This is a genomic window from Acidovorax soli (genome assembly GCF_014207955.1).
Classification (GTDB): Bacteria; Pseudomonadota; Gammaproteobacteria; order Burkholderiales; family Burkholderiaceae_C; genus Acidovorax; species Acidovorax soli_A.
Genome location: NZ_JACHLK010000001.1, coordinates 44,180 through 59,067 on the forward strand (window position 1 = coordinate 44,180; position 14,888 = coordinate 59,067).

Sequence of the window (14,888 nt, forward strand, 5' to 3'; positions counted from 1 at the left end):
GATCCAGGCCCCAGTGAAACAACCACAAGCCCCTACCGGAGTGACCATGAAACTGAACCACACGTTCCTCGCCCTGATGGCCGCCGGCCTGTGCAGCCTGCCACCCGCAGCCTTCGCCCAGACCGCCAAGGATTTCGAAGACATGCGCAACGAGCTCAAGGCCCTGCGCGCCGAGCTCAACGCGCTCAAGGCCCAGCAAGCCCAGGCCCCCGCTGCTGCGCCGGCCGCCTCGGCATCGGCCTGGAACGACCGCATCGAGGCGGTCGAGCTCAAGCAGAAGGACGCCGTGGTGCTGGGTGACATCCCCGGCAGCTTCCGCCTGCCCGGCAGCGAGACCTCGATCCGCGTGTACGGCTACGCCGAAGCCAACATGGTCAAGGACTTCAAGGGCACGGCCCCTGGCGACCACTTCACCAACCTGATGGAACAGCCCCTGGGCGATGCGCGCGGCGGCAAGACCAGCCTGACGGCACAGACCTCGCGCTTTGGCTTCGAGACCTCCACGCCCACGGCCGTCGGCACCTTCAACACCAAGATCGAGGCCGACTTCTACGCCTACTGCGGCAGCGAGTGCAACCGCAACCGCCTGCGCCTGCGCCATGCCTATGGCGAGTACGCCGGCTGGCTGATCGGCCAGACCTGGTCGACCTTCATGGACACGGACAACCTGCCCGAGACCGTGGACTTCAACGGCCCGCCCGGCGCCACCTTCCGCCGCCCCGCCCAGGTCCGCTACACCTACAACAACCCCAACCTGGCCAAGTTCCAGTTCGCGCTCGAAGAGCCCACCGATGGCGCCAAGGGCCTGAACTTCGTGGCCCGCGTGGACAAGGCCTTCGACTGGGGCAATGTGAACGCCCGCCTGCTGTCGCACGAACAGCGCATCGAAGGCTTCAGCAAGCGCGGCCTGGGCTTCGGTCTGGGCGCCGGCTACAAGATCACCGGCACCGCCACGCTGATGGCCCAGTACACGCGCCTGGACGGCGACGGCGACGGTGCCTACCTGATCGGTGCGAACTACCCCGTGCTCGACGGCAGCACCGTGCGCCTGGACCGCTCGCACGGCCTCGTGATCGGCCTGAGCAATGTGTTCAGCGAGAAGATGCGCGCCACCGTGTCCCTGGGCGCCGTGCGCTCGCGCCAGCGTCTGGGCGACGACTATGTGAACGCCTACGGCGGCGAAGGCAACCACAAGCTCTACCAGTGGCACGCCGGCATGTACTACCTGCCGATCAAGAACGTGGAACTGGGCAGCGAGCTGATCGGCGGCCGCCGCACCACCTTCGACGGCCAGAAGGGCGACATGCTGCGCCTGAACCTGCAGGCCCGTTACCTGTTCAACTGATCGCTGGCGTTCCGCCCCGATCGATCGGGCTGGCCGGGTTGACCGGCCAGCCTTTTTTCTTTTGCATCGCAGCCTATGCGCACAGAACGTTTCGGCCTGCTGGCCCTGCTGGTGGTGACCCTGGTGTGGGGAACCACTTTTCCTTCCATGAAGCTGCTGTCCGCCCATCTCGACGCGCTGCAGATCATCTGGCTGCGCTTTGCCATCGCCCTGGCCGTGCTGGCCCCGCTGTGGTGGGGCATGCAGCGGCATGAGCGCCGCTGGGGCTGCGCCCTGGGCGTGCTGCTGTTCCTCGCGTTCTGGCTGCAGATCGAGGGGCTGGCGCGCACCAGCAGCAACCGCAATGCCTTTGTCACCGGCCTGAACGTGCTGGTGGTGCCGCTGATCGCGATGGCGCTCATGGGCCGGCGCTACGGTTGGCGCCTGTGGGCCGCCTGTGCCATGGCCTGCGCCGGCATGGCGCTGATGTTCCACGAAAACGAGCCCTGGAACCTGGGCGATACGCTGACGCTGGCGAGCACGGTGTTCTACGCCCTGTACATCCTGGCGCTGGAGGAATGTGCACGCCGCACGGCGGACCAGCCACTGCGCGCCACGCGCATGGCGGCAGCCCAGGCCCTGGTGATGGCCCTGGCGTCCACGCTCTTGCTGCTCGCGCGCGGCAAGGGGATGGACTGGCTGCCCCAGGCCGCAGACCGCCTGCCGACCGATGCCTGGCTGGCCCTGGTCTACCTGGGCCTGCTGGCCAGCGTGGTGGTGGTCACGCTGCAGGCCTGGGGCCAGCAGCGCGTGGATGCCATGCGCAGCGCCATCGTCTTCGGGCTGGAGCCGGTGTTCGCCGCCCTCACGGCCTGGGCCCTGCTGGGCGAGCGGCTCGGCTGGGCCGGCTTGAGCGGCGCCGCCATGATCGTGGCCGCCCTGGTGTTCAGCCAGCTGGCGCCGCCGGTCCAGGTGGCCAAAGCCTGATGGAATTCAGGGCGCCGGGGGGCTGACCGTGACGTCCGCCGCCAGGCGCGGCTTGCCGATAGGCGCGGCCGCCTGGCCCTTGCGCACGGCGGCCAGGTCTTCCTCGTTCGGGTACTCGCCCTGCAGCCAGTAGTCGAACACGCGGCGCGCGATCGGGCCGGCCGCCGCCGCGCCGAAGCCGGCGTTCTCCACGATGACGGCCAGCGCGATCTTGGGGTCTTCGGCCGGCGCGAAGGCCGCAAACAGCGAGTGGTCGCGCTGGTGCTCTTCGAGGGCCTTGGCGTTGTAGCGCACGTTCTGCCCCAGGCTGATGGCCTGGGCCGTGCCGGTCTTGCCAGCCGATGAGTAGGCTGCGCCGGCAAAGATGCGTGTGCCCGTACCGCCCTTGTTCACCGCCACCAGCGCGTTGCGCACGATCTCCACGTTCTTGGGCGAGAAGCCGAGGTTCTCGCCCGGCGGCTGGGCGACGGGCGTCACTGTGCCCGTCACCGTGTCGCGCACTGCCTTGATGAGGTGTGGTGCGTAGCGCGTGCCGCCATTGGCCAAGGTGGCCTCGGCCTGCGCCAGCTGCAGCATGGTGAAGTTGTTGTAGCCCTGGCCGATGCCCAGGGACACGGTTTCGCCCGGGTGCCAGCGCTTCATCTCGGGGCGCTTGTAGGCATTGCGCTTCCAGGTGGTGCTGGGCAGCACACCGCGCACCTCGCCATTGAGGTCGATGCCCGTGACCTGGCCCAGGCCCAGCGGCTTCATGAAGTCGTGGATGGTGTCCACCCCCATTTCGACGGCCAGCGAATAGAAATAGGTGTTGCTCGAGAACTGGATGGCGCGGTGCATGTCCACCCCGCCCAGACCGCCTTCGTGGCTGCGGAAGGTGTGGCCGCCGAAGGTGTAGAAGCCCGGGTCGCTGACCACCATGCTGGGGGAGCGCTTGTTCAACTGCAGCGCTGCGAGGGCCATGAAGGGCTTGTAGGTCGAGCCCGGCGGATAGGTGCCGCGCAGCGCGCGGTTGAGCAGCGGCTTGTCGATGGATTCGTTGAGCGTCTGCCAGCTTTCGCTGTCGATGCCTTCCACGAACAGGTTGGGGTCGAAGGTGGGCTTGCTCACCAGGGCCAGCACCTCGCCATTGCGCGGGTCGATGGCCACCAGGGCACCGCGCCGGTCGCCGAACATGTCCTCGATGAGCTTTTGCAGCTTGATGTCCAGCGACAGCATCACCGTGTTGCCCGGCGTGGCCGGGTGGCTGGCCAGGCGCCGCACGGCATGGCCCCCGGCCGAGGTCTCCATGCGCTCCACGCCGGTCAGGCCGTGCAGCATGTTCTCGAAGCTCTGCTCCACGCCGAGCTTGCCGATGTACTCGGTGCCGCGGTAGTTGGCCTCGTCCTCCGAATCCTGGATGCGCGCCTTCTCGGTCTGGTTGATGCGGCCGATGTAGCCGATGGCGTGCGCCCCCACCTCGCCCAGCGGGTAGTTGCGAAACAGCCGGGCCTTGATGTCCACGCCGGGGAAGCGGTAGCGCTGCGCAGAAAAGCGCGCAACCTCCTGGTCCGTGAGGCGTGTGCGGATGGGCAGCGACTCGAAGTTGCGCGATTCCTCCAGCAGGCGCTTGAAACGCCGGCGGTCGCGCTGCTGGATGTCAACCACCTTGGACAGCGCCTCGATGGTGTCTTCGAGCCCCCCGGTGCGCGAGGGCGTGATCTCCAGCGTGTAGGCCGCGTAGTTGGTGGCCAGCACCACGCCGTTGCGGTCCATGATCTGGCCGCGGTTGGGCACAATGGGCACCACGGCCGTGCGGTTGCTCTCGGCCTGCGCGGCCAGGTCGTCGTGGCGCACCACCTGCAGGTACACCAGGCGCGAGACCAGCAGGCCAAAAGCGAGGAACACCACCAATGCGATGGTGTAGACGCGGGCGCGGAACCGGAAGGAGTCCGCTTCGGCGTTGCGCAGCTCGGTCATAGCGGGCGATTCTGGTCGCGATCGGGCGGGCGCCGCTGGGGCGCCAGCAGCACCCAGCTGGCCAGCGGCCAGAGCAGCGCTTCCAGCACCGGCGCGACGAAGACCCACAGGCCCGGAAAGATACCGCCCGAGGCCACGCGCACCAGCAGCTCGATGGAATGCGCGATGAGGAACAGCGGCAGCACCTGCAGCGCCTGCGAGGGCACGCTGAACCACAGCAGGCGCCGGTGGATGGCGATGGCGCCAAAGGCCAGCACCGCATAGGACAAGGCGTGCTGGCCCAGCAGCGCGGACTGCTGCACGTCCATGCACAGCCCGAGCGCAAAGGCCGTTCCCATGCCGATGCGCAGCGGCTGGTGCACGCTCCAGAACACCAGCAACAGCATCAGCAGGTCAGGCGTCCAGACCACGCGCCCCAGGGGCAGCATGTTGAGGGCCAGGCCCACCGCCAGGCTGGCGGCGATGAAGACGGGGTTGACGGGCAACAGCAGCGGCTGGCCGCGCGGCATGATCATTTGTGGCGCCCCTTCCTGGTGGAGCTGGGCACAGGGGCCGGCTCGGGCCGCTCCGGGATATGCCCCGACAGCGGCTTGAGCACCACCACGTGCCGGGCGCCCTGTACCTGGGCCAGCGGGGCGCAGTAGATGCGCGCGAAGGCCGAATCGGCCCGGCGCTCCACGCGCACCACCTTGGCCACCGGCAGGCCCGAGGGGTACAGGCCGTCCACGCCGCTGGTGGTGAGCAGATCGCCCTCGCGCACGTCGGCATTGGCAGGCATGAAGCGCAGCTCCATGCCACCCTCGTTGCCGGCGACCGGGTCGCCATAGGCGACACCGCGCGCGCCGGTGCGGATGTTGAGCACCGGAATGGCCTGGTCGCGGTCCACGAGCAGCGTGACCTCGCTGAGCATGGGGAACACGCGCGTCACCTGGCCCAGGATGCCCGCTTCATCCAGAACGGGGGCCCCCAGTTCCACGCCGCCCATCTGGCCCTTGTCGAGCACCACCCGGCGGGTGTAGGGGTCAGCCGTGTCATAGATGACCTCTGCGGCCTGCGACGGCGTGCTGACCCGCTCGCGCAGCGCCAGCAGCTTGCGCAGCCGGTCGTTCTCGAGCAGCAACTGCTCGGCCTGGCTGGCACGCTCGGACATCTGCGCCATCTTGCTGCGCGCGGCATCGGCATCGCCCTGCGCGGTTTTCAGGTCCTGGAAGTAGCCGGCGCCCCGCCCTGCGAACTCCACGGGCTGCAGCATGAGCCACTGCACGGGGTAGAGCACGGTGGCCACGGCCTGGCGGAACGGGCCGGTCAGCTTGAAGCGCACGTCCGCCACCATGAGGAACAGGGCCAGCGCACTGTAGAGCGCCAGCCGCGACAGGGCCGAAGGCCCTTGTTTGAAGAAGGGGGGCGCACTGCGCTCCAGGGTTCCCAGGGGCATGGCGCTCAGCGTCGGATCCGCTGCGCGTGCGAACGCGGCGGCCAGGGGCACGGCTCAAAAAGCATCGGTGCGGTTGCGGTCATGCCATTTCAGCGCGATGGGGTGCCTGCGCGGTTGCGCGCAGGCACGGGGAACTTACTCGCTTGTAAAAATGCTGCCCTGGCGGTCCATGCGCTCCAGCGCAATGCCGCAGCCGCGCACCACGCAGGTCAGCGGGTCTTCGGCCACCAGCACCGGCAGGCCGGTCTCCTCGGCCAGCAGGCGATCAAGGTCGCGCAGCAGCGCGCCACCACCGGTCAGCATCATGCCGCGGTCGGCAATGTCGGCACCCAGCTCGGGCGGTGTCTGCTCCAGCGCATTCTTGACGGCCGAGACGATCTGGTTGAGCGGGTCGGTCAGCGCCTCCAGCACTTCGTTGCTGGAGATGGTGAAGCTGCGCGGCACGCCTTCGCTGAGGTTGCGGCCCTTGACCTCCATCTCGCGCACCTCGGAGCCCGGAAAGGCCGAACCGATGTTCTTCTTGATGGATTCGGCCGTGGGTTCGCCGATCAGCATGCCGTAGTTGCGGCGGATGTAGCTGATGATGGCTTCGTCGAACTTGTCGCCACCCACGCGCACGCTGCCCTTGTAGACCATGCCGCCCAGCGAGATCACGCCGACCTCGGTGGTGCCGCCGCCGATGTCCACGACCATGGAGCCGCTGGCTTCCGACACCGGCAGGCCGGCACCGATGCCGGCAGCCATGGGTTCTTCGATCAGGTAGACGGCGGTGGCGCCGGCGGCTTCGGCCGCGTCCTTGATGGCACGGCGCTCGACCTGGGTGGAACCGCAGGGCACGCAGATGATGATGCGCGGGCTGGGGGTGAACAGCGTGCGCGGGTGCACCATCTTGATGAACTGCTTGATCATCTGCTCGGTGATCACGAAGTCGGCGATCACGCCGTCCTTCATGGGACGGATGGCTTCGATGTTGCCGGGCACCTTGCCCAGCATGGCCTTGGCTTCGTGGCCTACGGCCTGGATGACTTTCTTGCCATGGGGGCCGCCTTCGTGGCGGATGGCAACGACGGAGGGCTCATCGAGCACAATGCCTTTGTCGCGGGCGAATATCAGGGTGTTGGCTGTGCCAAGGTCGATGGCAAGGTCGGTGGAGAAGTACCGACGGAAAGCTCCGAACATTCAAGAATCCTCTCAGGCATGGCGTGCGCATCGGCCTGCCATCGCCGGGTTTACGGGGTCAAATTTCGCTTTTTTCGCACAATGACCGGCATGAGGGAGGGTATTGCGGCAAAGCCGGGATAATACCCTATCCCCTGTGAATAACTCCCCTGGCTCCACCCCCCCATTCAGCTTTACATCTGGTTTCCCCCGAATTTTTTCCCTATGGCACTGACATCCCTGGACATCGGTCGAATCGCCAATCTGGCGCGACTGGAATTGAGCGCAAACGAAAGTGAGCGCATGCTCACCCAACTCAATGGATTTTTCGACATCGTCGAGAAGATGCGCGCTGTGGATACCGGGGACCTCACGCCCCTGGCCCACCCCGTGGCAGCCATCCAGGAGGTCGCCTTGCGCCTGCGCGACGACGTCGCCAGCGAGCCGAACCAGCGCGAGGCCAACCAGCGCAGCGCCCCTGCGGTAGAGCAAGGATTGTTCCTTGTGCCCAAAGTGATCGAGTGAGACCGGCATGAGCGACAACAAGAACACTGCATTGCACGACCTGACCGTCACCGCCCTGGCCGCACGACTGCGCGAGCGCCAGGTTTCCGCCGTGGAAGCGGCCCAGCACTTCCTGGCCCGCGCCAGGGACCACCAGTCGCTGGGTGCCTACGTGGCCGTCAACGAAGAAGCCACCCTGGCCCAGGCGCGTGCGGCCGATGCCCGCATCGCCGCGGGCACCGCCGGCGTGCTCGAAGGCCTGCCGCTCGCGCACAAGGACATCTTTGTCACGCGCGACTTCCCCAGCACCGCCGGCTCGAAGATGCTCGCGGGCTACCAGTCGCCGTTTGACGCCACCGTGGTGCGCAAGCTGGCCGAGGCCGGCGCCGTGACCTTGGGCAAGCTCAACTGCGACGAGTTCGCGATGGGCTCGGCCAACGAGAATTCGGCCGTGGCCCCTGTGGGCACCGACGCGCCCGCCCCGGTGCGCAACCCCTGGGACACCAGCCGCATCCCTGGCGGCTCCTCGGGCGGCAGCGCCGTGGCCGTGGCCGCGCGCCTGGCCCCGGCCGTGACCGGCACCGACACCGGCGGCTCCATCCGCCAGCCAGCCTCGTTCTGCGGCATCACGGGCATCAAGCCCACCTACGGCCGGGCCTCGCGCTACGGCATGATCGCCTTTGCCTCCAGCCTGGACCAGGCCGGCCCCATGGCCCGCACGGCCGAGGACTGCGCGCTGCTGCTGTCCACCATGTGCGGCCCCGACCTGGACCGCGACTCCACCTCGCTGGATGTGCCGGCCGAGGACTACAGCCGCTCGCTCAACGACCCCATCGAGGGCCTGCGCATCGGCATCCCGGCCGAGTTCTTCGGTGATGGCCTGGCACCCGACGTGCGCGCCGCCGTGGACGGCGCACTCAAGGAATACGAGAAGCTGGGCGCCAAGCTCGTGCCCATCAGCCTGCCGCGCACCGAGCTGTCGATCCCGGTGTACTACATCATCGCGCCGGCCGAGGCCTCGTCCAACCTGAGCCGCTTCGACGGCGTGAAGTTCGGCCACCGCGCCAAGGACTACACCGACCTGGTGGACATGTACAAGAAGACCCGCGCCGAAGGCTTTGGCGACGAGGTCAAGCGCCGCATCATGATCGGCACCTACGTGCTCTCGCACGGCTACTACGACGCCTATTACCTCAAGGCCCAGAAGATCCGCCGCATGATCGCCGACGACTTCCAGCAGGCCTTTGCACAGTGCGACGTGATCGCCGGCCCCGTGGCCCCCACCGTGGCCTGGAAGCTCGGGGAGCACGGTGCCGACCCGCTGGCCGACTACCTGGCCGACATCTTCACCCTGCCCGGCTCGCTGGCCGGCCTGCCCGGCATGAGCGTGCCCGCGGGCTTTGGCGAAGGCGGCATGCCCGTGGGCCTGCAGCTGATCGGCAACTACTTCCAGGAAGCGCGCCTGCTCAACGCGGCCCACCGGCTGCAGCAGGCCACCGACTTTCACCTCCGCCAACCCGGAGGTCTGTGACATGACGACAACGACGACCAGCAAACTGATCCGCGGCTACGAGGTGGTGATCGGCTTCGAGACCCACGCCCAGCTCGCCACCGAGAGCAAGATCTTCAGCCGGGCCGCCACGGCCTTCGGCGCCGAGCCCAACACCCAGGCCTGCGCCGTGGACCTGGCCCTGCCCGGCACCCTGCCGGTGATGAACCGCGCCGCCGTGGAATGCGCCATCAAGCTCGGCCTGGCCCTGGGCTCGCACATTGCGCCCGAGAGCATCTTCGCACGCAAGAACTACTTCTACCCCGACCTGCCCAAGGGCTACCAGATCAGCCAGTTCGAGATCCCTGTGGTGCAGGGTGGTGAGGTGCAGTTCTTCCTGGGTGACGAGAAGAAGACCGTGCGCCTGGTGCGCGCGCACCTCGAAGAGGACGCGGGCAAGTCGCTGCACGAGGACTTCATCGGCCAGAGCGGCATCGACCTGAACCGCGCCGGCACGCCGCTGCTGGAGATCGTGACCGAGCCCGACATCCGCTCCACCGAAGAGGCCGTGGCCTACGCCCGCGAACTGCACAAGATCGTGACCTGGATCGGCATCTGCGACGGCAACATGCAGGAGGGCTCGTTCCGCTGCGACGCCAACGTCTCGGTGCGCAAGCCCGGCGCCCCGCTGGGCACACGCCGCGAGATCAAGAACCTGAACAGCTTCAAGTTCATGCAGCAGGCCATCGACTACGAGATCCAGTGGCAGATCGACGAGATCGAGGATGGCCGCGCGATCCAGCAGGCCACGGTGCTGTTCAACGACGCCACGGGCGAGACCCGCGCCATGCGCACCAAGGAAGACGCGGCCGACTACCGCTACTTCCCCGACCCGGACCTGCCGCCGCTGCAGATCCCGAGCGCCTGGGTGGACGCGCAGCGCGCCCAGATGACCGAGCTGCCACGCACCATGGCCGCACGCTTCGTGGCCGACTATGGCCTGCCCGAGTACGACGCCACCACGCTCACGCAGAGCAAGGCCATGGCCGCCTACTTCGAGGCCGCCGCCCAGGCCAGCAAGCAGCCCAAGCTGGCCAGCAACTGGATCATGGGCGAGGTGTCACGCCGCCTCAACGCGGGCGACCTGGCCATTGAGGCATCGCCCGTGACGGCCGCCCAGCTGGGCGCGCTGATCGGCCGCATTGCCGACGGCACGGTGTCCAACAACGCCGCCAAGCAGGTGTTCGAGGCGCTGTGGACCGGGGAATCGGCCGATGTGGACGCCGTCATCGAGGCCAAGGGCCTCAAGCAGATGAACGACACGGGCGCGCTGGAGGGCATCATCGACGAGGTGATTGCCGCCAACCCCGACAACGTGGCCCAGTTCCGCGCAGGCAAGGACAAGGCCTTCAACGCGCTGGTCGGCCAGATCATGAAGGCAAGCAAGGGCAAGGCCAATCCGCAACAGGTCAATGACCTGCTGCGCGCCAAGCTGGCGGGCTGACCCCGGTGCAATGGAACGGCTGGCCTTTGGGCCGGCCGGCTTCCTGCAACAAGGTGGAACGAGGCGACTGCAGCGCCCCGGGTCCGATCAGCGTGCGCCCGAGGCAGCCGGTGCGACCGCACTCGACGCCGCGCCCCCCCCAGGCACCACCACGCCACGCTGCTCATCCCAGAGCCGGCGCAGCTGGGCCAGCTCGGTGTCGAAACGCTGGTGCACACGGCGCTTCTCGTCGCCCTGGCCAGCAATGAAGCGCTGTTGCTCGGCAATGCTGTCTTCGTTTTCGGCGATCTTGCGGCGCAGCGTCATCGGGGCCTTGTTGGGGTCCTTCTTGTAGAACTCCATCTCCGTATCCATGGCCTTGCGCTGCTCGCGCAATTCGACGATGCGCTTTTCCGCCGTGGCGGCGACGTCCTCCACCATCTGGATGGCCGCCCTGCGCTCCACGTCGTGGGCCGCCTTGTCGGGGTAACGCGCCGTCAACGCGCGTTCGCGGCGGCGTTCCTCCTGGGCACGGGAGCGCTCCTCGGCTTCCTTGCGCTGGCGCGCTTCGAGCACTGCGCGCTCCTGCTCCGAGAGCACCGGCCCCACCTGGCGCCGCACCATGCCCGAAGGGGCCAATTCACGCTGTTCGCGGTCTGCGCATTCGGGAATCGGCCGGTCCGCCGTGAGCTTGCGCCCATTGCGGTCGGTGCAGGTGTAGATGCTGCCCACCGGGCCGGAGGATTGTTGCGCCCACGCGGATGCCGTGACCAGGCCTGCCAGTGCCAACTCGCCAATGAGCCACGCCGTCTTGTGCAACTAGTTACCCTTCATTGACTCCGTACCGCTCGCGGTAGGCGGAAACCCGTTCGTGGTGGGCGCGCATCTCCGCCCCCCCTGTTTGCGATAGGTACAGCAATAAGTCTGCCAGCTTGGCGATAGTACAAACCTTCATGCCCAGCTGCTGGCGCACATACTGCACCGCACTGTGCTCCACGTCCAGTCCATTTTCAGTCGCTTTCTCCTGGCGGTCCAGCGCAATGGCCATGGCATGGGGAATGGCGCCCGCCGCCTGGATCAGGGCGATCGACTCGCGCGCGGCCGTACCGGCCGACATCACGTCGTCCACGATCAGCACCCGGCCCTTGAGCGGCGCGCCCACCAGGGTGCCGCCTTCGCCGTGGTCCTTGGCTTCCTTGCGGTTGTAGGCAAAGGGCACGTTGCGGCCATGGCGCGCCAGCTCCACCGCCACCGTGGCGGCCAGTGGAATGCCCTTGTAGGCGGGCCCGAACACCATGTCGAATTCGATGCCGCTGGCGATCAGGGCTTTTGCATAGAATTCGGCCAGGCGCCCCATCTTGCTGCCATCGTCGAACAGGCCGGCATTGAAGAAGTACGGGCTCATGCGGCCCGCCTTGGTCTTGAACTCCCCGAAGCGCAGCACGCCCGACTCCACGGCAAACCGTACAAAATCCTGCGCCAGCGGGTCCTGACCCGGGCCTTGCGCAACAACATCTACCATGGGAAATTCCTTGTTCAATTTGACCAGCCTCAACCTCAATGGCATCCGTTCGGCCACCACCAAGGGCGTGGAAAGCTGGATGGCTGCCACACGGCCGGATTGTATTTGCGTACAGGAAGTCAAGGCCCAGGCCGCCGACATCGCCACACGCTTCGAGCGGCTGGCCGAGATGGACGGGCATTTCCACTTCGCCCAGAAAAAGGGCTATTCGGGCGTGGGCATCTACACGCGCCACCTGCCCAGCGACGTCATCGTGGGCTACGGCTCGACCGAATTCGATGCCGAAGGCCGCTACCTCGAGCTGCGCTTTGACACCCCCAAGCGCAAGCTCTCCATCATCAGCGCCTACTTCCCGAGCGGCTCCTCGGGCGAGGAACGCCAGCTCGCCAAGTACCGTTTCCTGGCCGAATTCCACCCCCACCTGATGCAGCTCAAGGGGGAGCGCGAGTTCATTTTGTGCGGCGACATCAACATCGCGCACCAGCAGATTGACCTCAAGAACTGGCGCAGCAACCAGAAAAACAGCGGCTTCCTGCCCGAAGAACGGGCCTGGATGACAAAGTTGTTGCACACAACTGATGAAGGCGGCGGACTGATAGACGTTTACCGTCAGTTACAACCGACCACCACCGATACCGCCTACACGTGGTGGAGCAACCGCGGCCAGGCCTACGCCAACAATGTGGGCTGGCGCCTGGACTACCACCTGGCCACGCCGGCCCTGGCGGCCCTCGCGCGCACCGAGACCATTTACAAGGATGTGAAGTTCTCGGACCACGCGCCGATCACCATCGGCTACGACTTCAAGATGTAGCCCTGCTCAGCGCGGAAACCGCAGTTCGAAACGGACCGCGCCCGAGGCCGAGCAGGATGCCCGGGCCTCGCCCCCGTGCAGGTCCATGATCGCCTTCACGATCGCCAAGCCCAGGCCGCTCGATTCCGCAGGGCGGCTGCGCACAGCCTCGGCGCGGTAGAAGCGGTCGAACAGCCGAGTGAGCTGCTCCGCAGGGATCGGCACGCCTTCGTTTTCGACCGCCAGGACCGAGGCACCATCCTCCTGGATTCCTGTGAGCTGAATCACCGTGCCCGGTGTGCTGTAGCGCACCGCATTGACCACCAGGTTGTGCAGCGCGCGCAGGCACAGGGCCTGGTTGACCCAGGCCGTGCCACTGGCCTGTACCACAAGGCGCAGGCCCGCCTCGTCCGCAGGGCCTTCGAAGTAGTCGGCGATGCGCTGCAGCTCGGCCGCCATGTCCAGCGCAGTGCGCTCCACCTGCAGCGTCGCATGGTCGGCCTGGGCCAGGAACAGGATGTTGTCGACGGTGCGGCGCAGCCGATTCAGCTCCTCCAGGTTGGATTCGAGCACCTGCTGGTACTCCTCGGCCGTGCGTGTGCGCGCCAGTGCCACCTGCGTCTGCCCGATCAGGGCGCCCACGGGCGTGCGGATCTCGTGCGCCAGGTCGGCCGAGAACTGCGAAAGCCGCCCATAGCCGGTGGCGATGCGGTCGAGCATGGCATTGAACACCGCCACCATCTGCTGCAGCTCCAGCGGCGCGTCGTGCTCAGGCAGCCGGATCGCCAGGTTGACGGGATCGATGCGGGAGGCCTGTTCCGCCACCCGGTGCAGGGGCCTCAGGCCCCGGCGCAGCACCCCGTACACCAGCAGCGAGCAGGCGAGCACGGCCAGGAAGGTGCTGAACAGCACCTGGTCGCGGCTGCGCCGGATCATCTGCATCTCGCTGGCCAGGGCATGGCCCGCGAGCACCTCCACCATCCGTCCATCGTGGCCCGCGCGGGCGACCCCTGCGGCCCAGTGCATGCGGGGTATGCCCGGAGCCTCGCTGTGGCACACATCGCCCCGCGCCAGCGGTCTGTCCAAGGCCGTCGGCACGGCGCAGGCGGGCGGCGCCACCTGGCCGGGGTTGACTTCGACCAGCGGCGCCTCGCCCGCGCGGCGCAGCACGAACACATCGCCCGAGCTGCCCGACAGCGCTTCCAGCAGCATGGCCTGGTCGCGCAGCTCCTGCACGCTGCGCACATCGGCCAGCAGACGGCGCAAGCGCTCCACGCGCGTGATCAACTGCTCGTCGGCATGGGCCAGGATGGCACTGCGCGCGGCAAAGAAGTAGTTGCCGCCCAGCATGCCGGTGATCGACACCGCGATCAGCCCGCACAAGAGCGTCACACGGACAGCCAGCGAGCGCGGCAGCCAGGGCGCGGGCATCAATCACCGCCCTCGGAAGGCGGCTCGCCGAAGGCGTAGCCCACGTTGCGCACGGTGTGGACCAGTGGCGTGGCGAAGGGCTTGTCGACCTTGGCGCGCAAGCGCTTGATGGCGACATCGACCACATTGGTGTCGCTGTCGAAATTCATGTTCCAGACCTCGGAGGCGATCAGGGTGCGCGACAGGGCCTCGCCCTGGCGCTTCACCAGCAGGTGCAGCAGCAAAAACTCCTTGTTTGTGAGCGCGATCTCGGCACCTTCGCGCGTGACGCGGCGGCGCAGCACATCGAGGTGCAGGCCCGCGATGTCGTACACATCGGCCTCGCGCGCCGGCCCGCGCCGCAGCAGCGTGCGGATGCGCAGCACCAGTTCGGTGAAGGAGAAAGGTTTGACCAGGTAGTCGTCGGCCCCCAGTTCAAGCCCGCGGATGCGGTCGCTCAACTGGTCGCGTGCCGTGAGGAAGAGCACACGCACATCGCCCTTTTCGCGCAGCGCCGGCATGATCTGCCAGCCATCGATGCCGGGCAGGCTGACGTCCAGCACCACCAGGTCATAGGCCTCGCCCAGCGCCATGCGCAGGCCCTCGGTGCCGGTGCGGGCCAGGTCCACGCCGTAGCCGCTCTCGCGCAGGCCCTTCTTCAGGTAGTCCCCCGTCTTGGGATCGTCCTCGATGACCAGGATCTTCATGGCGCCGATTCTCGGGCAAAGCCGCGCTGCGGGTCGTGGATGACAGCTTTGTCATGCACTTGTCACCCCCGTCCGGGGCGCGCGATCCTAGACTTTTCCCATCTCCAGCAACCACCCACGACA

At 67.2% G+C, this 14,888-nt stretch carries 14 protein-coding genes; 6 read left to right on the forward strand and 8 right to left on the reverse strand.

What is annotated here, in order from left to right; all coding sequences use genetic code 11:
- Positions 1 to 46: 46 nt before the first annotated feature.
- Together HNP48_RS00230 and HNP48_RS00235 are read left to right on the forward strand one after the other, a co-directional pair.
- The gene (locus HNP48_RS00230; RefSeq protein WP_184854845.1) at positions 47 to 1,345 is read left to right on the forward strand and encodes a DcaP family trimeric outer membrane transporter; all 1,299 of its coding nucleotides are present in this window, start codon (positions 47 to 49) and stop codon (positions 1,343 to 1,345) included.
- A gap of 75 nt (positions 1,346 to 1,420) precedes the next feature.
- Complete coding sequence (locus HNP48_RS00235; protein ID WP_184854846.1) at positions 1,421 to 2,311, forward strand: DMT family transporter; 891 nt, start codon at positions 1,421 to 1,423, stop codon at positions 2,309 to 2,311.
- 6 nt (positions 2,312 to 2,317) lie between these two features.
- On the opposite strand, the gene mrdA is transcribed toward HNP48_RS00235, so the two are convergent.
- The 4 genes from mrdA to HNP48_RS00255 form a co-directional block, all read right to left on the reverse strand.
- On the reverse strand, positions 2,318 to 4,264 hold the full coding sequence (mrdA, locus tag HNP48_RS00240; protein WP_184854847.1) for a penicillin-binding protein 2: 1,947 nt from the start codon (positions 4,262 to 4,264) through the stop codon (positions 2,318 to 2,320).
- Positions 4,261 to 4,779 carry a rod shape-determining protein MreD gene (gene mreD / locus HNP48_RS00245; RefSeq protein ID WP_184854848.1) on the reverse strand — a complete coding sequence of 173 codons (519 nt, stop codon included), beginning with the start codon at positions 4,777 to 4,779 and terminating at the stop codon, positions 4,261 to 4,263. The genes mrdA and mreD overlap by 4 nt, the downstream gene beginning before the upstream one ends.
- Positions 4,776 to 5,699, reverse strand: a complete 924-nt coding sequence (gene mreC / locus HNP48_RS00250; protein ID WP_184854849.1) for a rod shape-determining protein MreC — start codon at positions 5,697 to 5,699, stop codon at positions 4,776 to 4,778. Before mreC ends, mreD begins: the two co-directional genes overlap by 4 nt.
- Positions 5,700 to 5,834: 135 nt before the next feature.
- A complete protein-coding gene (locus HNP48_RS00255; protein ID WP_007858125.1) occupies positions 5,835 to 6,878 on the reverse strand; it encodes a rod shape-determining protein in 1,044 nt (347 codons plus the stop codon).
- Positions 6,879 to 7,082: 204 nt separating this feature from the next.
- Here HNP48_RS00255 and gatC point away from each other — a divergent pair, with 204 nt between their 5' ends.
- From gatC to gatB, 3 genes are read left to right on the forward strand one after another with little or no spacing between them, the layout of a single operon-like run.
- Positions 7,083 to 7,382 (forward strand): Asp-tRNA(Asn)/Glu-tRNA(Gln) amidotransferase subunit GatC, encoded by a 300-nt coding sequence (gene gatC, locus HNP48_RS00260; protein ID WP_184854850.1) that lies wholly within the window; start codon positions 7,083 to 7,085, stop codon positions 7,380 to 7,382.
- 7 nt (positions 7,383 to 7,389) lie between these two features.
- Positions 7,390 to 8,892, forward strand: coding sequence for an Asp-tRNA(Asn)/Glu-tRNA(Gln) amidotransferase subunit GatA (gene gatA / locus HNP48_RS00265; protein WP_184854851.1), 1,503 nt, complete (start codon positions 7,390 to 7,392; stop codon positions 8,890 to 8,892).
- Position 8,893: 1 nt separating this feature from the next.
- Entirely contained in the window at positions 8,894 to 10,354 is a 1,461-nt protein-coding gene (gene gatB / locus HNP48_RS00270) for an Asp-tRNA(Asn)/Glu-tRNA(Gln) amidotransferase subunit GatB (RefSeq protein WP_184854852.1), read from the forward strand.
- 87 nt (positions 10,355 to 10,441) lie between these two features.
- On the opposite strand, the gene HNP48_RS00275 is transcribed toward gatB, so the two are convergent.
- A complete protein-coding gene (locus tag HNP48_RS00275) occupies positions 10,442 to 11,152 on the reverse strand; it encodes a DUF4124 domain-containing protein (RefSeq protein WP_184854853.1) in 711 nt (236 codons plus the stop codon).
- Between the two features lie 4 nt (positions 11,153 to 11,156).
- Complete coding sequence (gene pyrE, locus HNP48_RS00280) at positions 11,157 to 11,855, reverse strand: orotate phosphoribosyltransferase (protein ID WP_184854854.1); 699 nt, start codon at positions 11,853 to 11,855, stop codon at positions 11,157 to 11,159.
- Positions 11,856 to 11,865: 10 nt separating this feature from the next.
- On the opposite strand from pyrE, the gene HNP48_RS00285 reads away from it, so the two are divergent.
- Positions 11,866 to 12,669 carry an exodeoxyribonuclease III gene (locus tag HNP48_RS00285; protein ID WP_184854855.1) on the forward strand — a complete coding sequence of 268 codons (804 nt, stop codon included), beginning with the start codon at positions 11,866 to 11,868 and terminating at the stop codon, positions 12,667 to 12,669.
- 6 nt (positions 12,670 to 12,675) lie between these two features.
- On the opposite strand, the gene HNP48_RS00290 is transcribed toward HNP48_RS00285, so the two are convergent.
- Both HNP48_RS00290 and HNP48_RS00295 read right to left on the reverse strand, forming a co-directional pair.
- A complete protein-coding gene (locus HNP48_RS00290) occupies positions 12,676 to 14,079 on the reverse strand; it encodes a heavy metal sensor histidine kinase (protein WP_184854856.1) in 1,404 nt (467 codons plus the stop codon).
- A complete protein-coding gene (locus HNP48_RS00295) occupies positions 14,079 to 14,765 on the reverse strand; it encodes a heavy metal response regulator transcription factor (RefSeq protein WP_184854857.1) in 687 nt (228 codons plus the stop codon). The genes HNP48_RS00290 and HNP48_RS00295 overlap by 1 nt, the downstream gene beginning before the upstream one ends.
- Positions 14,766 to 14,888: the final 123 nt, after the last annotated feature.